Source organism: Curtobacterium aurantiacum, from assembly GCF_018598555.1.
GTDB lineage: Bacteria > Actinomycetota > Actinomycetes > Actinomycetales > Microbacteriaceae > Curtobacterium > Curtobacterium aurantiacum.
Map to the genome: position 1 here is coordinate 19,794 of NZ_JAHEWN010000018.1, position 18,986 is coordinate 38,779.

Consider the following 18,986-nt stretch of genomic DNA (forward strand, 5'->3'; position numbering starts at 1 on the left):
GTTTGACGTCAAGTTCCGGCGGTGCGCTCGCTAGCATCGACGGGTGCCCTCCCCCGCCACCCCGAGCCGTCGCGTGACCGCTGCGATGGTGGCGGAGCGAGCGGGCACGAGCATCGCCACGGTCTCCCTCGTCGTGAACGGCAAGGACCGCGGACGGGTCTCCGGGCCGATCGCCACCCGGGTGCGCGACGCCGTGGACGAGCTCGGCTACGTCGTCGACCACGCGGCGAGCGCACTGGCGCGGGGCAGCGGCGACCTCGTCGTGTTCATCGCCCCCGACCTGTCGAACCCGTTCTTCGCCGAGGTCATCCGCGGTGTCCGCGACACCCTCGGCGACCGCTTCCAGCTCGTGCTCTCCGTCACCGAGCGGGGCGCACAGCCCGTCGCAGCCGACGTCCGGCGGTTCGAGCGACTGCGGCCAGCCGGCATCCTGGTCGACGCCCCCGCCGCCGGGGAGTCGATGTCGGCGAGCGTCCCCGTGGTGCTGCTCGACGCCCCCGGCGGACCCGACGCCGTCAACTACGACCTCTCGACCGGCGTCCATGACCTCGTCGCGCACCTGCACGACCGGGGGCACCGGCACGTGGGCTACCTCGACGGCACCTCGCGGGCGACGACCTTCGGTGTGCGGCGGGAGCTGTTCGAGCAGGCCTGCGCCGCCGTCGGCATCACCGTCTCCGAGGTCACCGCCCGCGCCGACCTGACCGTGGACGCCGCAGCTTCGGCCACCGAGCACGTCATCGAGGCCTGGCAGGACGACGACGTCACCGCCGTCGTCGCGGCCGCGGACACCCTGGCCTACGGAGTCCTGCGGGTCGCCGGTTCGCTCGGCATCGCCGTCCCCGGCGCACTCGCGGTCGCGGGCTTCGACGACCTGCCGTCGTCGTCGGTCACCGCGCCGGCCCTGACGAGCGTGGCGCTGCCCGGCGCCGACCTCGGCCGGGCTGCAGCACTGCGGCTCCTCGCGACGCTCGACGGCACGGCCGCCGAGCCCGCGGCGCTCCCCACGCGGCTGGTGCCGCGCGCGAGCACCGGCGCGTAGCGCCGGGTCACCGCGACCTCACGCGCTCAGCGACAGCTCACGCGCGCTGAAACGCGTGAGGTGTCGCTCAGCACGAAACGCCGGCCGCGGCAGTGAGCGCGACCGAACGACGGACGGGAGGCGCGGCACCAGCTGGCACCGCGCCTCCCGTCAGCACGCCGTCGTGTCCGCAACGCGCCCCGCGATCCGCCGGACGCCGCCAGATCCGGCGGCGTCTCGCTCAGTCCGAGGCGTCCCGGCGGGACGCCGGCGTCTCACCACCCGACGACACGGACTCCGCCGACACAGACTGCTCCGCACGGGCCGCACGCTGCGCGCGCTCGAGCTCGTCGGCCTCCTCGCCGCCGACGGCCTCGCCGCGGGCGACCATCCCGGCGGTGTCGGACAGCGTGATCTGCGGCAGGAACAGCGCGAGCAGGAACGCCACCGCGATGAACGGCAGGAGGTACCAGAACACCGGCGCCAGCGAGTCGGCGTAGGCGTTCACGACGCCGTCCTGCACCGCCGGCGGCAGCCCGGCGACGGTCGACGGATCGATGCTGCCCGCCGATGAGGCCGCGTCGGTCGCCGAGCCACCGGCGCCGCGGAAGACGTCGGTCAGCGACGTCGTGAGCCGCGCCGTGAAGAGCGCACCGAAGACGGCGGTGCCGAGGGAGGCGCCGACCTCGCGGAAGTAGTTGTTCGTCGAGGTGGCGGTGCCGACCTGCTCGGCGGGCACGGCGTTCTGCGCGACGAGGACGACGACCTGCATGATCAGGCCGAGCCCCGCGCCGAAGACGAACAGGTACGCGCAGATGAGCCAGATCGGGGTCTCCGCGGCGAGCTGGGTCATCGCGAGCATCGCGATGGCCACCAGGACGGTCCCCACGATCGGGAACATCCGGTAGCGACCGGTCTTGGTGATCAGGACACCCGAGGCGATGGACGTCCCGATCAGGCCGGCCATCATCGGCAGCATCAGCAGACCGGAGACGGCGGCCGAGGTGCCGGAGGCCATCTGCAGGAACGTCGGGACGAAGCCGATCGCGGCGAACATGCCGATGCCGAGCACGAGGCCGATGCCGGTCGCCAGCAGGAAGGTGCGGTTGCGGAAGAACGCCAGCGGGAGCACCGGGTCCTGCGCACGCGACTCGACGAACACCAGGAACGCTGCCGAGACGACCAGGCCGGCGAACCAGGCCCAGGTCTCGGGGGCGTCCCAGCCGTGGTCCCGGCTGCCGCCGAACTCCGAGAAGAACACCAGGCACGTCGTGGCGGCGGACATGAAGAGCACGCCGAGCACGTCGATGCGCTTCGTCGCCTTCTTGGTCGGCAGGGTCAGCGCGAACCACGCCACGAAGAACGCCGCGATGCCGACCGGGATGTTGATGTAGAACGCCCAGTTCCAGGTGAGGTGGTCGACGAAGAACCCACCGAGCAGCGGACCACCGATGGCGGAGAGGCCGAAGATCGCACCGAGCGGACCGAGGTACTTGCCGCGCTGCGAGGCCGGGACGATGTCCGCGATGATCGCCTGCGACAGGATCATCAGGCCGCCGCCGCCGAGCCCCTGCATGGCGCGGAACGCCACGAGCTGCGTGAAGTCCGCGGCGAACGCACACCCGGCCGACGCGATGGTGAACAGCGCGATGGCGATGAGGAACAGGTTGCGGCGCCCGAGGACGTCACCGAACTTGCCGTAGACGGGCATCACGATGGTGGAGGCGAGCAGGTACCCGGTCGTCAGCCAGGCCTGGTGCGCGACGCCGCCGAGCTCGCCGACGATGGTCGGCATCGCGGTGGAGACGATGGTCTGGTCGAGGCTGGAGAGCAGCATCCCCGCGATCAGGGCGGAGAAGATGATCCAGATGCGACGCTGCGTCAGGAGCAGCGGGCCGTCGGAGCCTGGGCGGGCACGCTTGGTCGTGCCCGGCGCGGTGGCGCTCATGTGGTGTGTTCCCGTTCGGTCGTGGTGACCGCCCTGAGCAGGCGGAGGTTCTCGGTGAGCAGGGCATCGAACGGCGGCCCGGTGGCCTCGTCGAAGGCGTCGTCGAAGTACGTCTCCGCGGTCACCTTCAGCAGTGCGGCCGCGGCCTCGGTCACCAGGCGCGCCCGGCGGTCGGCGGGGTCGTCCCACCCGAACCGGCGGCGCACGGCCTGGGTGACCCGGGCGAGCTGCACGTCGGTCGCCGAGAGGAACCGCGCGACGAGCGCCGGCTCACGCTCGAAGACCCGACGCATCATGGCCTCGTCGGCGCGGACGAACCCGACCCGGCTGAACTGGTCGATCGCCAGCGCGGTGATCGAGGCGAGCGGGTCGAGGTCACCGGGGACGATGCCGCCCGCGGCGTAGGCGTCGATCGCCTCGACGTCGGCGTTGAGCTCGATGCCGAGCACGGCGTCGTCCTTCGAGCCGAAGTGGTTGAAGAACGTGCGACGGGACACTCCGACGGTCTCGCAGAGCTGCTCGATCGTGAAGCCGTGCAGCCCGAGCTCGACCGTCGCCCGACGCGCTTCGGCGATCATGCGTCGGCGCAGCGCGCGGGTGCGTTCGGTGGTGCTCACCGAGCAAGAATTGCACTCTCCTGCCGAAAGTGCAATCCGGCCGACAGCCCTAGAGCGCCTTCTCGAAGCAGAACGACCACGGCATGGTCGCGACGTAGGGCTCGTAGACGTCGATCTGGTCCCAGCCGGTCTTGCGGTAGAGCGCCACGGCGTCGGGCTGCTTGTCGCCGGTCTGCAGGATGAGCCGCGGGGCGCCGAGTTCGCGACCGACGCGCTCGCACTCGTCGAGCAGCGCGGTGGCCACCCCCTTGCCACGCGCCGAGTCCAGCACGATGAGGCGCTTCAGCTCGACGTCGTCACCGAGGCGTCGGACCGCGATGTGCCCGACCGGCTCGCCGGACTCGTCGAGGGCCAGGATCGACGTGACGACGGTCGACGGGTCGACGCTCAGCGCACGGCCCCGCTCGGCGGTGACCGCCGGGTCCTCACCGGCGTTCGCCGACCCGTAGCGTTCGTGCATCTCGTCGTCCATGCGGGCGCGGAGCACCACGCTGCGAGGGTCGTCCCAGGACACGCGTTCGATCGTGATCACGAACGTCGATCCTGGCACGGGCGACCGACGTCGCGGAAACCGAGGCGACCGTCAGACGGTGACCGGCGTCGCCCGTCGGGCGCGACGGCGCCGCCCGTCGGGCGCGACCGGCGCCGCCCGTCAGGCGCGACCGGCGCCGCCCGTCAGGCGCGCCGACCGAGCGCCGCGATCGGGCCCTCGCCGGCGCGGAAGGCGGCGAGCAGCGCGGCAGCGTCGTCGTACACCTCGGCCGCCCCGGCACCGCGGAGCTCGTCGCCGCCGATCCCGCCGGTCATCACGCCGACGCAGGTCACGCCGACCTTGCCGGCCGACTCGACGTCCCACATGGCGTCGCCGACCATCACGGCGTCGTCGGCAGAGACGCCGGCCTTCTCGAGCGCGACCCGGATGATGCCGGGGTCCGGCTTCGCCTGCTCGACGTCCTCGGAGCTCGTCTCGGCAGTGACCCACTCCCCCGCGTCGAGCAGTTCGCGCAGGCGGGCGAGTTCGTGCTCGGGGGCGCTGGTCGCCAGCACCACGGCGTGCCCGGCCTCGGCGACGGCCTGCAGGAGCTCGCGTGCTCCGGGGAGCAGTCGGAGCCGTGGCATCTGCTCGGCGTAGTAGGCGGTGTGGAACTGCTTCGCGGTGTCGCGGGTCTCCTGGGACGCGTCCGGCAACAGCGTCTCGAGCAGCTTCGCCGAGTCCATGCCGATCGCGCGGTGGATCCGCCAGGCGTCGACGGACCCGCCGGCCGCCTGGATCGCTCGCCACCACGCGTCGATGTGGGCGTAGTTCGAGTCGGCGAGGGTGCCGTCGATGTCGAAGAGGACTGCTGTCATGGGTGCGTCGGCCATCCGTCCATGGTCCTCGGGAGGCCCGGGTCGCCTCCCAGGGGCAGCCCTGCCTCCGTCAGACGGTGATCGTCTCCCCCGCCGGCAGGATCAGGACGGGCACCGGCCCGAGACCGTCCGGGCCGAGGAAGCGCGCGGCGGACTGCTGGCCGAGTTCACTCAGCATCGCCTCGTGGATCTGCACCGCCCGCTCCGGTGCCACGGCCCGGACGTAGTCGACGGCCTGGGCGGTGTTCGTCCACGGGCCGCTCGTCGGCAGGAGCAGGGTCGACACCGGCACGCCGGGCTCGAGGTACGCGTCGCCCGGGTGGAACACCGTGTCGTCCACCAGGTAGCCGACGTTCGAGGTGGACGGGATGTCGGGGTGGATGACGGCGTGCTGCTCGCCGAAGACCCGGACGGAGAACGGCCCGACCGTGACCGTGTCGCCAGCGCGCACCGCCACGACCCGGCCGTGGTGTTCACCGAGCTGCTCGACGATGGTCTCCGGACCGCGGACGACGAGGTCCGGGTTCGCGGCGAGCCCCGCACGCAGGGCGTCGATGTCGAAGTGGTCGGGGTGGTCGTGCGTGACGAGGACGCCCGCTGCTCCGCGGACGAGGTCGACGGCCTCGGGCGTGAACACGCCGGGGTCGATGACGAGGGTGACGCCGTCCTGCTCGAGGACGACGGTGGCGTGGTTGTACTTCGTCAACTCCATGCGCACAACTGTACAACACTGTTGTAGAAGCAACGCCGGCCGGGAGGTGAGGAGCCGCTCAGTCGGCCCGGCGCGCGACCCGTTCGAACAGCTCCGGCAGGCGGCGGAGCAGCGCGCGTTCCTCGGCGTCGGTCTCCTCGCGGATCGCTGCGGCCAGCCAGTCCGTCCGGGCGTCCATGTCCCGCTGCAGGGCGGCCCGGCCCGTATCCGTGATGCCGATGACCGATGCCCGTCGGTCGGTGTCGGACGCCGTCCGGTCGACGTACCCGAGGTCGGCCAGCTCGCCGACGGTCCGTGACTGACCCTGGTGCTTCACGCCGCGGCGACGCGCCAGTTCCGCGATCGTCATCGGCCCCTCGCGGTGCAGGAACCCGAGGGTGGTGGTGTGCGTGGCCGGCAGCGCGTCCGCCTCGCGCCGAGCGGCGCGCACGACGCGTCCGATGGACTGCCGCAGCTCGGCGGCGAGCTCGTCGATCGGGTCCATTCCCGGAACGCTACCGCCTGACGGACGGGAGGCCCGTGGCGACGTCGCCACGGGCCTCCCGTCCATCGTGTGGTCCCGCTCAGCTGCTGCGGACGTCGTCCGCCGCACCCTGCGCGTTGTCCTTGACGTCGGACGCGGCCCCCTGCGCCTCGCCCTTGACCGTCTGCGCGGCGTCCTGCGCGGTCCCCTTGAGGTCCTGCGCGTGCTCCTTCGCCACGTCGCCGAGCTGCGAACCGACGTCCTTCGCCTGCTCCTTGACCTCGTCGACGAGCGGTGCTGCCTTGTCCTTCAGCTCACCGGCGAGTTCTTCTTCCTTGTCGGTGGTCGGCAGGAGCGACGACACGAGCCAGCCGGCGCCGAACGCGATGAGGCCGACGGCGAGGGGGTTGCCCTTCGCCTTCTCGACACCCTTCTGCGCGACGTCCTTCGCCTGGCCGGTCGCACCGGAGGCGGAACCGGAGGCGCTCGAGCGAGCCGACTGGGCTGCACCCATCACGGACTCGCGGACGTCCTGGAACCGGCCCTTCACCTTCTCGCTCTGGCGGTGGGCGATGGACGACGGGCTGACCTTGTCGGCGAGGGCGTCGACGTCGGAGCCGAGTTCGCCGCGGGTGCGCTCGATGTCGGCGCGGATCTCGTCTGGGGTGCTCATGGCTTCCTCCCGGTGTTGGGCTTGAGTGTCTCGGGGACTTCCTTGGCGGTCTCGACCGTCTGCGGGGCGCCCTTGATCTCCTTGATCTCCTTGCGTCCGCGGACGGCGAGGATCGCGGCGACGATGGCGTACACGACCGCGATGATCAGGGCGGACCAGGCGTTGCCGATGAGGTAGCCGAGGCCCCACCATGCGGCGATCGACAGGAACAGCAGGGCGAACACGGCGGTGAGTCCGGCGCCGCCGAACATCCCGCCTGCCTTGCCGGCCTTCTTCGCGGAGTCGGTCAGCTCGGCCTTCGCGAGGGCGACCTCCTGCCGGAACAGGCTGGAGAGATCGCGCGACACGTCGGACAGCAGCTCACCGAGCGGCGTGGTCGCGGCGCGCTCCTCGGGCGTCGGTTCGCCCAGTGGTGTCGCGCCGGGGACGGACTGGCTCATACGCCGCTCCCGGTCCCGGTGGTGCCGTCGCCGGCTTCCTTCTCGTGCTTGACCTCGGTCGCGAGGGCCTTCGTCAGGCGTCCGGCGAGCAGACCGGCACCGGCGGCGATCGCGATGAACGTGCCGGGGCGCTTCGCGGCGAAGGTCTTCACCTCGTCGAGCAGCGAGCCCGGGTCGCGGTTCTCGAGGAACCCGGCGGCCGAGGTCGCGCGGCCCGAGAGGTCGCGGACGACCTTCGAGGCGACGCCCTGTTCCTCGTCGTTCTCGGCCATGCGCCCGAGCTGCTCACCGAGGGTGCGGAGTCCACCGGCAGCGCGCTGCTGCTGCTCGCCCGCCTGCTGCTTGAGGTTCTCGGACGCCTGCCCGTAGAGCTGCTTGGCGTGCTCGGTGGCCTCGGAGGCGACCTTCGACGCCTGCTCCTTGGCGGTGCCGGCGACGTCGGACGCCTTCGCCTTGGCATCGCCGGCGACGTCCTGTGCAGCACCCTTCGCCGCGTCGGCCTTGCCGGAGCCGCTGCCCGAGTCGCTGCCGGTGCTGCCGGTGCTGCCGGTGCTGCCGGAGCCACCAACACTGCCGGCGGATGCGGCGGACGGGACGGCGGGGAGCTGCTCGTCGGCCGGGACGGCGTCCAGGGGCGCGTCGAACGGCACCTCGGCCGCGCTGTCGCCGTACGGGTCGTAGGTCTGCGGCGCTCCCGGGTCAGCGGGTCGCGCGGCGGGGGTGCCGCTGGCGTACGACGGCACGGTCACGCCGGGGGCGACCTCGTGCCCCTCGGAAGCTGCCGTGCGGTCGTGGATGGGCGTCCCGGAGTCGTTCCCGGGTGGGTTCGTGGTCATGGTCGGCCTTCCGGTTGTCGTCGTCCCCGGCGTGCACCGGGGGCGTGTTCCGCACCGAAGCTGCGCGCTGCTCTCTGGGTCAGGACCCAGGAATGCCGAGAAACGCGGACCGACAACCCGTACAGGCGACGGCCGGTTGGATCGACGGATGCCCAGCGTCTCGGTCGTCATCCCCGTGCGGGACGACTCCGTGCACCTGCGCCGCTGCCTCGAGGCCCTCGCGGCGCAGACCGTGCCCGCCGACGAGGTCGTCGTGGTCGACAACGGCAGCTCCGACGAGAGTGCCCTGGTCGCCCGGGCCGCCGGGGCGGTCGTGCTCACGGAGCCGGTCCGCGGGATCGCCCGCGCTTCCGCCCGCGGGTACGACCGGGCGACGGGCGACGTCATCGTGCGGCTCGACGCCGACTCGGTCCCGCCGCCGTCCTGGATCGCCGATGCCGTGCGCCTGCTGGAGGATCCCGAGGTGGCCGCGGTGACCGGCCCCGGACATCCGTACGACGGCGGACCCCTGGTGCAGCGCACGTGGGACGCGGTCTACATGGGGCCCTACTTCGTGCTGATGTGGGGCGCGCTCGCACACCCGCCGCTGTTCGGGTCCGCGATGGCGATGCGGCGGTCGACCTGGGCGGCCGTCCGGGGACGCGCACACCGCGAGGACGCCGAGGTGCACGACGACGTCGACCTCAGCATGCAGCTCGACCCGGCCTGGCGGGTGGTGGCCGACCCCGTGCTCACGGTGCAGGTGTCCGCGCGACCGTTGTCGGGCCTCCCGTCCGTCTGGGTGCGGACGCGACGTGCCTTCCACACGTTCCGGGTGAACGGCCGGCGGGCCAACCCGGTGCGCCGCTGGGCGCGACGGCTGCGGTCGGAGTCGCGGGCGCGGCGCGGGTGGCGCAGCCGCTGACCGACGGGGTCGGGGGACAACGAATCGGTGACGGTCCCAGCCATCGCGGCCCCCGGTCGGTACGTTCGTGAGCGACGGTCACGACCTGACGCGACCGGACGAAGGGGAACCATGCGCCACACGATCACGCTCGCTGCCCTGCTGGCGGCGGGCCTCGCCCTGACCGGCTGCGCACAGGCCGGACCGGCCGGACCGGCGAGCGACACCGCGACCACCGCAACCGACCCGACGACGGCACCGAGCCCCACCGACACCGGGGCCGCTCCGAGCCCCACCGACACCGAGGCCCCGAGCGACGACACCGCCACCGTGCCGGCCAGCTGCACCGACCTGATCACTCCCGGCAAGTGGGACAAGACGTTCGCATCGGCACCGCTCAACGATCCGTCGGTCGTCGGCGACCCGATCGCGATCCCGAAGAGCGCCTTCACCCCGGCGCTGCAGGGCGACGCGAAGCGTCTGTACTGCGTGTGGCGGGAGCCGCAGGCGGACACCTCGTTCCTGTCCATCGCGGTCGACGCCGTCGACCCGGCCGCAGCCCGCGATGCGCTCGAGCAGCTCGCGGCGAAGGGTTACGACTGCGGCGACGAGTCCGACGGGTACCTGTGCCAGAAGGCCTCGGAGAACACGCAGTACCCGGTCACCGACGGCGACACGTACTTCACCCGGGGCGACGTCGGCATCCACGTCCAGCAGTCGAACATCGAGACGACGGAGCTCCTCGACGACGTCGTGGCGCACGTGTTCACGGCGTAGCGCAGCCGGTCACCGGGTGGGTCGGGACCGCACGTGCGCCCGCTCGCCCTGCGGCCCGTACAGGCAGAGCACCTCGGTGACGGAGTCGGTCTCGTTGCCCATCCAGTGCGGCGTGTGGGTGTCGAACTCGGCGACCTCGCCCGGCCCCAGGTCGAGGTCGTGCTCGCCGAGCACCAGACGCAGCCGGCCGGACAGCACGTAGAGCCACTCGTAGCCCTCGTGCGTCTTGAGCGACGGTTCGCCGCCCGGCGAGTTCGGCGGGAACAGCTGCTTGAACGACCGCACCCCACCGGTGCGCTTGGTCAGGGGCACGACCACGCGGCCCCCGTGCACCTCGGGCTTCATGTGCACGCGCGGGTCGCCCGTCTGCGGTGCGCCGACGAGGTCGTCGAGGGGTACCTGGTACGCCCGGGCGAGGGGCAGCAGCAGTTCGAGGGTCGGCTTCCGCTGTCCGGACTCGAGCCGCGACAGCGTGCTCACCGAGACACCCGTCTCCTCGGACAGCGCGGCGAGCGTGACGTCACGGTGAGCGCGCAGCGCGCGCAGGCGGGGGCCGACGCCGTCGACGACCTCGGCCGTCGTGCGCGGGGCGGTCGGTCCGGGTGGGTGCTTCACACGCACCACCTTGCCACACCGGCAAACTTCGTTGCTGTTTCCCGCCCACCCGCTCCATGATCAGCGCATGTCTGAACACTTCGACGTCATCGTCATCGGCGGCTCGGCCGCCGGCCTCTCCGCCGCCCTCATCCTCGGCCGCTCGCGGCGTTCGGTGCTCGTCGTCGACTCGGGTGAACCCCGCAACGCCCCGGCGGCGGGGGCCCACAACTACCTCGGCCACGAGGGCGTCGCGCCCGCCGAGCTGATCCGCATCGGTCGGGACGAGGTCGCCGCCTACGGCGTCCAGGTCACGGCCGGGAGGATCGTGGCCACGTCCGCCACGACCGGTGACGGTCACGACCCGGTCGGCTTCTCGGTCACGCTGGACTCCGGCGCGGTCGTCACGGCACGCAGGCTGGTCGTCGCCTCCGGCGCCGTGGACGTCCTGCCGGAGGTCCCGGGCCTGGCCGAGCAGTGGGGGCGCGGGGTCGTGCACTGCCCGTTCTGCCACGGGTGGGAGATCCGCGACCAGCGGATCGGGGTCCTCGTCACGACGCCGAACGGCGCACACCACGCACTCATGTTCCGGGCGCTGAGCGATCGGGTGACCGCGTTCCTGACCGATCCGGCCCTGATGGACGACACCGCTCTGGCCGGTTTGGCGGCCCGGGGCATCGACGTGGTCGAGGGCCCGGTCGCCGCCGTCGTGTCCGAGGGCGACCGGCTGACCGGGGTCTCGCTCGGGTCCGGTGCGTTCGTCGGGCTCGATGCGCTGGCGACGGCCAGCCGCCCCGAGGCGCGTGTGGGGTTCCTGTCCGGGCTGGGCCTCGAGGCGACCGACCTGTTCATGGGCGACCACCGGTACGCGACGGCGTTGACCGTGGACGCTGGCGGGCAGACCGCGGTGCGGGGCGTGTACGCGGCGGGCAACGTGACGGCGCCGATGGCAACGGTCATCGCGTCGGCGGCTGCCGGCACCCAGACCGGCGCGGCGGTGCACGGCGACCTGGTGCAGGCCGACCTGGCGGCGGCGCTGGCCGGAGTGGGCGCTGGCGTCGGCGCGGGCGCGAGCTCGGGCGTCGGCGCGGCCGATGTTTCGCGCTGAGCGACAGTTCGCGGGGCCGGGCGGGCGTGCAGTGTCGGTGAGCGCGAAACCCGGGCTCGGTCAGTCGACGCGGTAGCCGGCCTGCGCGGCCAGGAGCGGCGCGAGCGTGTACAGCTGGTCGGCGCCGATCGTCGCCCCGCGGAAGCCCTCGAGCCGCTCGACCCGATCGAGGTCCGCCCCGCGCAGGTCCACGTGGTCGATGCGGGTGTTCGACCCCTCGGCGGCACGGATGCTGCTGCCGTCGAACGACACCCGCAGCAGCTTCGCGTCGGCGATGTCGAGCTCGTCGATGACGCAGTCGCGGAACACCACGTCGGTGATCGTCGATCCGCGCAGGTTCACGAACCCGAACTTCATGCCGACGAACTCGACGCCGTTCAGCCCGGAGTCGTACAGCTCCGCGGAGCCGACCCGACCGCCGGAGACCCGGACCTCGCGCCACGAGCTGCTCGATGCCCGCAGGATCGGGGCGTCGAGGGAGTCGATGACCGAGTCACGGACCCGGAGCCCACGGAAGTCCGCGTCGTCACCCCGGAGCGTGTCGATGACGCACTCCTCGATCTCCAGGTCGGGCAGTCGCTCGCCCGCCAGGTCGAGCATGTCGATGCGCTTGCCCTCGATGCGGTCACCCGTCAGGACGTCACCGGGTGCTGGCGCCCAGTCCTCGAGGTTCGTCGGTTCGGTCAGGGTGATGCGCGGGGCGTCGGTGCCGGAGGAGCGTGCCATGCCCCCAGTCTGGCGGTGACCGCCGACCCCGCGGGTCACGACCGAGGTCGGGTGAGGACGCTGTCCAGCCGGTAGTCCTTCGCCGGGCCGCGCGCTTCCCACCGCACGGTCCAGCGGTCTTCGTCACCGTCGAAGGCACCCGTGTAGTCGTCCGGAGCGCAGGCGTGCGCGACGTTCGTGCCCCACACCCAGTCGTGGAACACCCGACCGTCGGAGAAGTGCACGGTCCAGCCGCCGGTACTCGTCCGCCGCAGGACGAGGTTCCGTGACACCGGGGTCGTCCGGCCGTCGAAGGTCATCACGCCCGACTCGTCCCAGCGCACCTCGTCGTCACCGACCCGGGTCAGGGTGGTGGTCCCGGTGACGATCCCCGTGGCACCGGCGCGGTGGTCGTGCACGGTGCGGTGCAGGTCCCACACCCCGAGCAGGTCCGTCGGCAGCAGCACCCGCCCAGGCTAGCTGCGGAGGGCCTCGGCCCGCGCGGCTCGGCGCTCGTCGTCGCTGATGACCCCGCGGGCGTGCAGCTCGTCGAGTTCGAGGAGCCGCTGTTCCGGCGAGCTCCGGCGCGCACCGTGTGGGCGCCGACTGCGGACGACCGCGATGCACACGGCGACGATGACCGCGATGACGACGAGCGCCATCAGCACGGTCCAGACGAGGTCGTAGACCGGCGGGATCAGGGGGTTGTGCACTTCCTCGGAGGCCATCATCGTCCGCGCAGGGCCTCGGCTCGGGCGCTGCGGTGCTCCTCGTCGGAGATCACCCCGCGGGCGTGCAGGTCGTCGAGTTCGGCGAGCCGCTGTTCGAGCGGCTTGTCCGGTGCGAACGTGCGGCTCTGCATCACCTGGTACGCGATGTCCTCCTGCATGGTGAGCGGGTTCTGACCACGGTCGGCCATGCGCTTGCCGCGGTAGAGCGACAGGATGACGATCGTCAGGGTCGTGAGGATCGCCAACGCCGCGACGACCCCGAACGCGATGCCGAACCAGCCGTCGAACAGTTCGGTCCCCGGTCCACCCGGTCCCTCGATCTCACCGAACGCCGAACCACTGAGCACCATGGCGCTCCCCCTTCTCACAACGACGACCGAAGCGTAGCGCGAGACGGCGAACACGAGCGGGCGTTCCTTCCCAGAACGCCCGCGATGGAAAGCGGAATCGGGCGTACCTGGTCAGAACTTCCGACCCGGTACGCCCGACAGCACCCGGTACGCCCGATTCGACCAGGCAGCGCGAGCCCCACCACCCAGCCCGCCTCAGCCCGCTCAACCGCGCAGCGGCCCCGACCCCGGCACGTTCGCACCGTCCGCGAAGCCGGCCACGAGCGCACGCAACGCTTCTTCGGAGGTGTGTCGCGCCTCCCATCCGAGGACCGACCGGGCCCGGTCGGTCCGCATGATCGGCACCCCGGCCGCGATGTCGATCCAGCCGGCGTCCGTCGGCTGCAACCGCAGCCGCCACGTCACCGTCACGATCCCGCGCAGCAGCCGCAGCGGGATGCGGACCGCGCCGAGCATGCCGAAGGCCCGAGCCAGACGCGGCGGGTTGAGCACGGGCGACGCGGCGATGTTGAACGCCCCCGCTGCCCGTCGGTCGACGGCCCGCCAGTAGGCGTCGGCGACGTCGTCGGCGTGCACGGCCTGGAACACGAACGGGTACGGCAGCGGCAGCACGAGCCAGCGGATCCACCGGACGACCGACATCGGCACGAGGTGGCCGAGGAACAGCCCACGGATCTCGGCGGCGGCGTCCCGCTGGAAGATCAGCCCGGGCCGCAGCCGTGTCACCGTCACCGAGGGGTGGTCTGCCTCGAATGCATCCATCGCCGACTCGTTGGCGGCCTTGTGGATCGAGTACGTCGCCGTCGGGATGCCGTCGGCGGGCCAGCTCTCGTCCACGGGTGTGCGCTTGCCGTCGACGTCCACCCCGCGGTAGACACCCACCGAGGACGCGACCACGACCTGGGGCACCCCGGCGCGCGCGACGGCCTCGAGGACGTTCGCCGTCCCCGTCACGTTCGTCCGGTGCTGCGCCGGGATGTCGTGCGTCGGCTGGAGCGACCACGCCAGGTGGATCACGGCGTCGGCGCCCTGGAACACGGCGGCGAGCTGGTCCACGGCGTCCGCGGCACCGACGTCCACGGCGTGCCAGACGGCGGCGGCGTACGGCTCGGCGCGCAGGTCCGGCAGCCGCCGGGCGACGCCGACGATCTGGACGTCGGCGACGTCACGGCCGCCGGCGGACACAGAGGCGGACGCACCTGCGGGCGGAGGAGCAGCACCACCAGCGGAAGCACCACCGTCGCCGTCGGCGCGCACGGCCGCGAGCCGACGGAGCACCGCCGTCCCGACGTTGCCGGTCGCACCGACGACGACGACGCGCATCAGGCGGCGGGCATCGCGGGGTCGAGCACGACCTTGACGCAGCCGTCCTGCTTCTTCTGGAAGACCTCGTACATGTGCGGGGCCTCCTCGAGCGAGACGCGGTGAGTGGTCAGGTCGAGCGTGCCGAGCGGGTCCGACGGGTCGGAGACGAGCGGCATGATGTCGTCGATCCAGCGCTTCACGTTGCACTGGCCCTCGCGGATGGTGATCTGCTTGTCGAACAGCGTCATCATCGGCATCGGGTCGGCCATGCCGCCGTAGACACCGCTCAGCGAGACGGTGCCGCCGCGGCGGACCAGGTCGATGGCCGCGTGCACGGCGGCGAGGCGGTCGACTCCGGCGGTCTCGATCGCCTTCTGCGCGAGCTTGTCGGGCAGCAGACCGGCGGCGCGCTGTGCGAAGCCCGCCATCGGGTTGCCGTGGGCCTCCATGCCGACCGCGTCGACGACCCCGTCGGGGCCGCGGCCGTCGGTCAGGTCGACGAGCTCGGGCACCAGGTCCTTCGTCAGGTCGAACACCTCGGCGCCGTGCTTCGCCCCCAGGTCACGACGGACCTGCTCGGGGTCGACGGCGAGCACGCGGTAGCCGAGGTGCTTGCCGATGCGGGCGGCGAACTGCCCGACCGGGCCGAGGCCGAGCACCGCGAGCGTGCCGCCCTCGGGCACCTGGGCGTACTGCACGGCCTGCCACGCGGTGGGCAGGATGTCGCTCAGGAACAGCCAGCGGTCGTCGGGGGTGCCGTCGTCCGGTACGACGATGGGGCCGTAGTCGGCGTGCGGCACGCGCAGGTACTCGGCCTGGCCACCGGGGACCTGGCCGTACATCTTCGTGTAGCCGAACAGGGACGCCCCGCTGCCGTACTCGGTCACCTGGGTGGTCTCGCACTGCGACTGCAGGCCGTGCTGGCACATCCAGCAGTGGCCGCAGGAGATGTTGAAGGGGATGACGACCCGGTCGCCGACCTTGAGGTTCGTGACGCCGGAGCCGACCTCTTCCACGACGCCCATCGGCTCGTGACCGAGGACGTCGCCGCGGTCGATGTACGGGCCGAGCACGCGGTACAGGTGCAGGTCGGAGCCGCAGATCGCCGTGGAGGTGATCCGCACGATCGCGTCGGTCGGCTCCTGGATGGTCGGGTCGGGGACGGTCTCGACGGACACCTTCTCGGTGCCCTGCCAGGTCAGTGCGCGCACGTTGCGTTCCTCTCGTGGTCGCTTCGAGCCGGCCTGGAGGCACGACTCGCGTTCCCCTCCTCGGTACGCGCCCGCCCCGTGGACGCTCCCAGCCCCGCGTCCCCCTCGCGCGCGTCGGCGCGGCTGGTCACGCCGACGCGAGGACGGCTGCGAGGACCCGTTCGTGCTCGTCGCGACCGCCCGGCCCGGCACTGCCCGCGAGCATGATGAGCGCCTTCCACAGCGCCCATCCCCGGGCCCGCGCCCAGGTGTCGTCGTCGAGGTCGACCGCCTGCCGGAACACCTGCCGCGCCGGGGCGTCGAGCATCGTCCACGCGAGCACGAGGTCGCACGCCGGGTCCCCCACGCCGCACGTGCCGAAGTCGATCACGGCGCACAGCCGCCCGGCGTCGTCGACGAGGAGGTTGCCCGGGGCGACGTCACCGTGGAACCAGACGGCCGGCGCGTCCCACCGGGTGGCGAGGGCCTCGGCCCAGACCGCTTCGCACGCGCCGCGGTCGACGTCGGTGCCGCTGCCGTCGCCGCCGCCGCCGCCGCCGCTGAGCGTGTCGAGCGCCGCCCGCACCTCGGCGTCGTACACGGACGGGTGCTCCCCGCGGTGGAACGAGTGCGCGCCGGCGGTGGGTCCGCCCGTCGCGGGGATGCTCCGGAGCTGCCGGAGCACGGCGCCGACCTCGGCCGCGAAGCGCTCGTGGTCGAGGTCGTCGACCTGCTCGGCCGGCGTCCCCTCGAGCCACCGCAGCACGGACCACGGGAACGGATAGCCCTGGCCCGGTTCCCCGAGCGCCACGGGCTCCGGCACGGCGACGTCCAGCCGACGGGCGAGGTACGGCAGGACGTCCTGCTCCTTCTCGACCGCGGGCACGTAGCCGGCCGCGCTCGGCAGCCGCACCGACAGGGCCTCCCCGAGCCGGTACGTGCGGTTGTCCCAGCCCTGGTGGTCGACCTCGCGCACGGGCAGGCCGACCCAGTCGGGGAACTGCGCCGCGACGAGTCGTTCGACGAGTCCGGCGTCGATCCGGGGCACCTCGGTGTGCATGCCCGCAGCATAGGCGTCGGACCCCGCACGGGGGTGGGACCGGTGGGTGCCGGCGGCGAGCGGCGGGGCGGACCCGCACCGGGCCTCCCGGCCGTCGCTTCAGACGGGTTCTGCCAGGGCGAGCAGCGCGTCCCGCGCGACCGCGAGCTCTCGCTCGGCCAGGTAGGGCGGCATGCCGGCCGCGGCGGCGAGCCCCTCGGCCGCGTGCCGGACGACGAGCGTGCGGTCCTCGGGCAGGCCGTCACGGGCGAACAGCGTCCGCCAGTGCTCGGCGTCATCGGTGACGACCGCGGCGATCCCGGGGACGGCCATCAACCCGGTCCAGTGCGAGGACGGCGCGAAGAGCTCCATCGCCTGTTCGCTGCCGCCGCAGAGCGCCCGGACGTAGGCGCGGAGGACCTTGCCCGGTCGGTTCTCGGCGAGGTCCACGTGCCGCATGACCTCGTCGGTGAACGCGGCCAGTCCGTGCTCGACGACCGCGAGCAGGAGTTCGTCCTTCGACGGGAAGTGGTGCAGCAGCCCGCTCTTCGAGACGCCGGCGTCCGTCGCGATCTCGGCGACGCTCACCCGGGTACCGCGCTCGGCGAGCAGCCGGTGTGCGGACTCGAGCACGGCCTGTCGCGTGCGCTCGCGGTCACGGGACCCGTCGGTGCCCGTGCGGACGACGCCCGTGCGGCGGTCAGTGCTCATGCGGTCCATCCTGCCGGTTCGGGATGACCCGGAGCGCGACGACGGCGGCGACCGCGAGCAGCACGGCGGCACAGATCGAGGCGAGTTGCATGCCGCCGGTGAACGCCTCGCGGGCGTGCTCGAGCACGGGCGACCCCGGCTGCAGCACCTGGCTCGCCGAAGCCAACGACTCCCGGACCCGGCCGGCGACCCCCGAGCCCAGACCGTCACCGCCCAGTTCGAGGTTCGACCGGTAGAACGCGGTCTGCAGCGACCCGAGCACCGCGATGCCGAGCGCCACGCCGAGCTCGTACCCGGTCTCCGAGATCGCCGAGGCGGCACCGGCGCGCTCCCGGGGAGCCGCGGCGACGACCGCGTCCGTCGCCAGGGTCATCGACACCCCGACGCCGAGGCCGACCACGGCGAGTGCGATCGCGATGCCCCAGTACGTCGGCAGCCCCTCGGCGAACGCGAGTCCGGCCATCCCGACCGCGGCGACCGCGAGGCCGAGGCCGATCGACCGGCCGGGTCCGACGTGGCGGGACAGCAGCCCGATCACGGCGATCACCGCGATGGAGGCCAGGGTCGCCGGCAGCTCCGCCGCCCCCGCCAGCAGCGGCGGGAACCCGCGCACGAGCTGCAGGTACTGCGAGAAGAAGAACAGCAGACCGCTCAGCGCGAAGACGGACAGCGAGTTGGCGACCACCGCACCCGAGAACGCCGGGATCCGGAACAGCTGCAGGTCGATGAGCGGCGTGGTCAGACGCTTCTGCCGCCGGACGAACCACCAGCCCGAGCCGATCCCGACCAGCGCGGCGACCGGCACCGTCCAGTCGAACCCGTGCCCGGCGACGTGCTTGACGGCGTACACGAGCGGCACGATCGCGAGCACCGAGAGCACGGCGGACAGCAGGTCGATCGGGGTGCGGGCGCTGCCGCGTGACTCCGGCAGCAGGAACGCCCCGGCGACCACGATCACCGCGATGACCGGGATGTTGATGAGGAAGACGGAGCCCCACCAGAAGTGCTCGAGCAGCGCACCGCCGACGAGCGGTCCGGCGGCGGCACCACCGGTCGCGCCGGCGGACCACACGGCGATGGCGGTGGTGCGCTGCCGGGGATCGCGGAAGATCGTGCGGACCAGCGACAGCGTCGACGGCATCAGCGTGGCACCGGCGACGCCGAGGAGTGCCCGGGCGGCGATGAGCAGTTCCGGGCTCGACGCGAAGGCGGCGGTGGCGGATGCCAGCCCGAACGCGACCGAGCCGATGAGCAGCAGGCGCTTCCGGCCGATCCGGTCGGCGACGTTGCCCATCGTGACGAGCAGTCCGGCCAGGGCGAACGAGTAGACGTCGCCGATCCAGAGCACCTGGGTCGCGGTCGGGTCGAGGTCGGCGGTCAGGGAAGGCACCGCCAGGGCCAGCACGGTGCCGTCGATCGCCAGGAGCACCACGGCCAGGGTGAGGACGCCGAGGGACGCCCATTCCCGGACGGAGGCGCGGTGAGTCGGGGTGGCGCTGGTCTGGGTCGGTTGCACCCACTGACCCTAACCGA

Annotated in this window: 23 protein-coding genes; 4 read left to right on the forward strand and 19 right to left on the reverse strand. The window is 72.5% G+C overall.

Annotated features, from left to right (window positions below):
• Window positions 1-43 precede the first annotated feature (43 nt).
• Entirely contained in the window at window positions 44-1,042 is a 999-nt protein-coding gene (locus KK087_RS14395; protein ID WP_307860075.1) for a LacI family DNA-binding transcriptional regulator, read from the forward strand.
• A gap of 220 nt (window positions 1,043-1,262) precedes the next feature.
• On the opposite strand, the gene KK087_RS14400 is transcribed toward KK087_RS14395, so the two are convergent.
• The 9 genes from KK087_RS14400 to KK087_RS14440 form a co-directional block, all read right to left on the reverse strand.
• Entirely contained in the window at window positions 1,263-2,969 is a 1,707-nt protein-coding gene (locus KK087_RS14400) for an MDR family MFS transporter (protein WP_214566217.1), read from the reverse strand.
• Entirely contained in the window at window positions 2,966-3,586 is a 621-nt protein-coding gene (locus KK087_RS14405; RefSeq protein WP_214566225.1) for a TetR/AcrR family transcriptional regulator, read from the reverse strand. Before KK087_RS14405 ends, KK087_RS14400 begins: the two co-directional genes overlap by 4 nt.
• 49 nt (window positions 3,587-3,635) lie before the next feature.
• On the reverse strand, window positions 3,636-4,118 hold the full coding sequence (locus tag KK087_RS14410) for a GNAT family N-acetyltransferase (RefSeq protein WP_214544735.1): 483 nt from the start codon (window positions 4,116-4,118) through the stop codon (window positions 3,636-3,638).
• A gap of 143 nt (window positions 4,119-4,261) precedes the next feature.
• On the reverse strand, window positions 4,262-4,951 hold the full coding sequence (locus KK087_RS14415; RefSeq protein WP_214566227.1) for an HAD family hydrolase: 690 nt from the start codon (window positions 4,949-4,951) through the stop codon (window positions 4,262-4,264).
• Between the two features lie 55 nt (window positions 4,952-5,006).
• On the reverse strand, window positions 5,007-5,648 hold the full coding sequence (locus tag KK087_RS14420; protein ID WP_214566228.1) for an MBL fold metallo-hydrolase: 642 nt from the start codon (window positions 5,646-5,648) through the stop codon (window positions 5,007-5,009).
• Between the two features lie 58 nt (window positions 5,649-5,706).
• Window positions 5,707-6,132 (reverse strand): MarR family winged helix-turn-helix transcriptional regulator, encoded by a 426-nt coding sequence (locus KK087_RS14425; RefSeq protein WP_214566231.1) that lies wholly within the window; start codon window positions 6,130-6,132, stop codon window positions 5,707-5,709.
• A gap of 79 nt (window positions 6,133-6,211) precedes the next feature.
• Window positions 6,212-6,784 (reverse strand): DUF3618 domain-containing protein, encoded by a 573-nt coding sequence (locus KK087_RS14430; RefSeq protein WP_214530267.1) that lies wholly within the window; start codon window positions 6,782-6,784, stop codon window positions 6,212-6,214.
• Window positions 6,781-7,224 carry a phage holin family protein gene (locus KK087_RS14435; protein ID WP_051597109.1) on the reverse strand — a complete coding sequence of 148 codons (444 nt, stop codon included), beginning with the start codon at window positions 7,222-7,224 and terminating at the stop codon, window positions 6,781-6,783. The genes KK087_RS14430 and KK087_RS14435 overlap by 4 nt, the downstream gene beginning before the upstream one ends.
• Complete coding sequence (locus KK087_RS14440; RefSeq protein WP_214566233.1) at window positions 7,221-8,060, reverse strand: hypothetical protein; 840 nt, start codon at window positions 8,058-8,060, stop codon at window positions 7,221-7,223. The genes KK087_RS14435 and KK087_RS14440 overlap by 4 nt, the downstream gene beginning before the upstream one ends.
• A 148-nt stretch (window positions 8,061-8,208) precedes the next feature.
• Between KK087_RS14440 and KK087_RS14445 the strand changes: the two genes are divergently transcribed.
• Together KK087_RS14445 and KK087_RS14450 are read left to right on the forward strand one after the other, a co-directional pair.
• Window positions 8,209-8,964 (forward strand): glycosyltransferase family 2 protein, encoded by a 756-nt coding sequence (locus KK087_RS14445; protein WP_214566235.1) that lies wholly within the window; start codon window positions 8,209-8,211, stop codon window positions 8,962-8,964.
• A 111-nt stretch (window positions 8,965-9,075) separates the two neighbouring features.
• Window positions 9,076-9,720 (forward strand): hypothetical protein, encoded by a 645-nt coding sequence (locus KK087_RS14450; protein ID WP_214566236.1) that lies wholly within the window; start codon window positions 9,076-9,078, stop codon window positions 9,718-9,720.
• Between the two features lie 9 nt (window positions 9,721-9,729).
• Here KK087_RS14450 and KK087_RS14455 read toward each other — a convergent pair whose 3' ends face one another.
• On the reverse strand, window positions 9,730-10,335 hold the full coding sequence (locus tag KK087_RS14455) for a helix-turn-helix domain-containing protein (protein WP_214566238.1): 606 nt from the start codon (window positions 10,333-10,335) through the stop codon (window positions 9,730-9,732).
• A gap of 67 nt (window positions 10,336-10,402) precedes the next feature.
• On the opposite strand from KK087_RS14455, the gene KK087_RS14460 reads away from it, so the two are divergent.
• Window positions 10,403-11,422, forward strand: a complete 1,020-nt coding sequence (locus tag KK087_RS14460) for an NAD(P)/FAD-dependent oxidoreductase (protein ID WP_214566240.1) — start codon at window positions 10,403-10,405, stop codon at window positions 11,420-11,422.
• Window positions 11,423-11,482: 60 nt separating this feature from the next.
• Here the strand turns inward: KK087_RS14460 and KK087_RS14465 are convergent, their stop codons facing one another.
• The 9 genes from KK087_RS14465 to KK087_RS14505 all read right to left on the reverse strand — a co-directional run bounded on the left by KK087_RS14465 (window position 11,483) and on the right by KK087_RS14505 (window position 18,969).
• A complete protein-coding gene (locus KK087_RS14465; RefSeq protein ID WP_214566242.1) occupies window positions 11,483-12,148 on the reverse strand; it encodes a pentapeptide repeat-containing protein in 666 nt (221 codons plus the stop codon).
• Window positions 12,149-12,183: 35 nt separating this feature from the next.
• Window positions 12,184-12,594 (reverse strand): DUF6314 family protein, encoded by a 411-nt coding sequence (locus KK087_RS14470; protein ID WP_214566244.1) that lies wholly within the window; start codon window positions 12,592-12,594, stop codon window positions 12,184-12,186.
• Window positions 12,595-12,603: 9 nt separating this feature from the next.
• Window positions 12,604-12,855 (reverse strand): hypothetical protein, encoded by a 252-nt coding sequence (locus tag KK087_RS14475; protein WP_214530259.1) that lies wholly within the window; start codon window positions 12,853-12,855, stop codon window positions 12,604-12,606.
• A complete protein-coding gene (locus KK087_RS14480; protein ID WP_214566246.1) occupies window positions 12,855-13,208 on the reverse strand; it encodes an SHOCT domain-containing protein in 354 nt (117 codons plus the stop codon). Before KK087_RS14480 ends, KK087_RS14475 begins: the two co-directional genes overlap by 1 nt.
• A gap of 204 nt (window positions 13,209-13,412) precedes the next feature.
• Window positions 13,413-14,531 carry an NAD-dependent epimerase/dehydratase family protein gene (locus tag KK087_RS14485; protein ID WP_214566248.1) on the reverse strand — a complete coding sequence of 373 codons (1,119 nt, stop codon included), beginning with the start codon at window positions 14,529-14,531 and terminating at the stop codon, window positions 13,413-13,415.
• Window positions 14,531-15,724: a zinc-dependent alcohol dehydrogenase gene (locus tag KK087_RS14490; RefSeq protein WP_214566251.1), complete on the reverse strand. Its 1,194-nt coding sequence runs from the start codon at window positions 15,722-15,724 to the stop codon at window positions 14,531-14,533. Before KK087_RS14490 ends, KK087_RS14485 begins: the two co-directional genes overlap by 1 nt.
• 127 nt (window positions 15,725-15,851) lie before the next feature.
• Window positions 15,852-16,763, reverse strand: coding sequence for an aminoglycoside phosphotransferase family protein (locus KK087_RS14495; protein WP_214566253.1), 912 nt, complete (start codon window positions 16,761-16,763; stop codon window positions 15,852-15,854).
• Window positions 16,764-16,862: 99 nt separating this feature from the next.
• Window positions 16,863-17,453, reverse strand: a complete 591-nt coding sequence (locus tag KK087_RS14500) for a TetR/AcrR family transcriptional regulator (RefSeq protein WP_214566255.1) — start codon at window positions 17,451-17,453, stop codon at window positions 16,863-16,865.
• Window positions 17,443-18,969, reverse strand: coding sequence for an MFS transporter (locus tag KK087_RS14505; RefSeq protein ID WP_214566257.1), 1,527 nt, complete (start codon window positions 18,967-18,969; stop codon window positions 17,443-17,445). Before KK087_RS14505 ends, KK087_RS14500 begins: the two co-directional genes overlap by 11 nt.
• Window positions 18,970-18,986: the final 17 nt, after the last annotated feature.

Coding starts and splice junctions, on each gene's coding strand:
- KK087_RS14430 (WP_214530267.1), bottom strand. CDS start 6,784: ATGAGCACCCCAGACGAGATCCGCGCCGACATCGAGCGCACCCGCGGC.
- KK087_RS14440 (WP_214566233.1), bottom strand. CDS start 8,060: ATGACCACGAACCCACCCGGGAACGACTCCGGGACGCCCATCCACGAC.
- KK087_RS14475 (WP_214530259.1), bottom strand. CDS start 12,855: ATGGCCTCCGAGGAAGTGCACAACCCCCTGATCCCGCCGGTCTACGAC.
- KK087_RS14400 (WP_214566217.1), bottom strand. CDS start 2,969: ATGAGCGCCACCGCGCCGGGCACGACCAAGCGTGCCCGCCCAGGCTCC.
- KK087_RS14495 (WP_214566253.1), bottom strand. CDS start 16,763: ATGCACACCGAGGTGCCCCGGATCGACGCCGGACTCGTCGAACGACTC.
- KK087_RS14485 (WP_214566248.1), bottom strand. CDS start 14,531: ATGCGCGTCGTCGTCGTCGGTGCGACCGGCAACGTCGGGACGGCGGTG.
- KK087_RS14425 (WP_214566231.1), bottom strand. CDS start 6,132: ATGGACCCGATCGACGAGCTCGCCGCCGAGCTGCGGCAGTCCATCGGA.
- KK087_RS14445 (WP_214566235.1), top strand. CDS start 8,209: ATGCCCAGCGTCTCGGTCGTCATCCCCGTGCGGGACGACTCCGTGCAC.
- KK087_RS14415 (WP_214566227.1), bottom strand. CDS start 4,951: ATGGCCGACGCACCCATGACAGCAGTCCTCTTCGACATCGACGGCACC.
- KK087_RS14435 (WP_051597109.1), bottom strand. CDS start 7,224: ATGAGCCAGTCCGTCCCCGGCGCGACACCACTGGGCGAACCGACGCCC.
- KK087_RS14465 (WP_214566242.1), bottom strand. CDS start 12,148: ATGGCACGCTCCTCCGGCACCGACGCCCCGCGCATCACCCTGACCGAA.
- KK087_RS14450 (WP_214566236.1), top strand. CDS start 9,076: ATGCGCCACACGATCACGCTCGCTGCCCTGCTGGCGGCGGGCCTCGCC.
- KK087_RS14480 (WP_214566246.1), bottom strand. CDS start 13,208: ATGGTGCTCAGTGGTTCGGCGTTCGGTGAGATCGAGGGACCGGGTGGA.
- KK087_RS14500 (WP_214566255.1), bottom strand. CDS start 17,453: ATGAGCACTGACCGCCGCACGGGCGTCGTCCGCACGGGCACCGACGGG.
- KK087_RS14420 (WP_214566228.1), bottom strand. CDS start 5,648: ATGGAGTTGACGAAGTACAACCACGCCACCGTCGTCCTCGAGCAGGAC.
- KK087_RS14460 (WP_214566240.1), top strand. CDS start 10,403: ATGTCTGAACACTTCGACGTCATCGTCATCGGCGGCTCGGCCGCCGGC.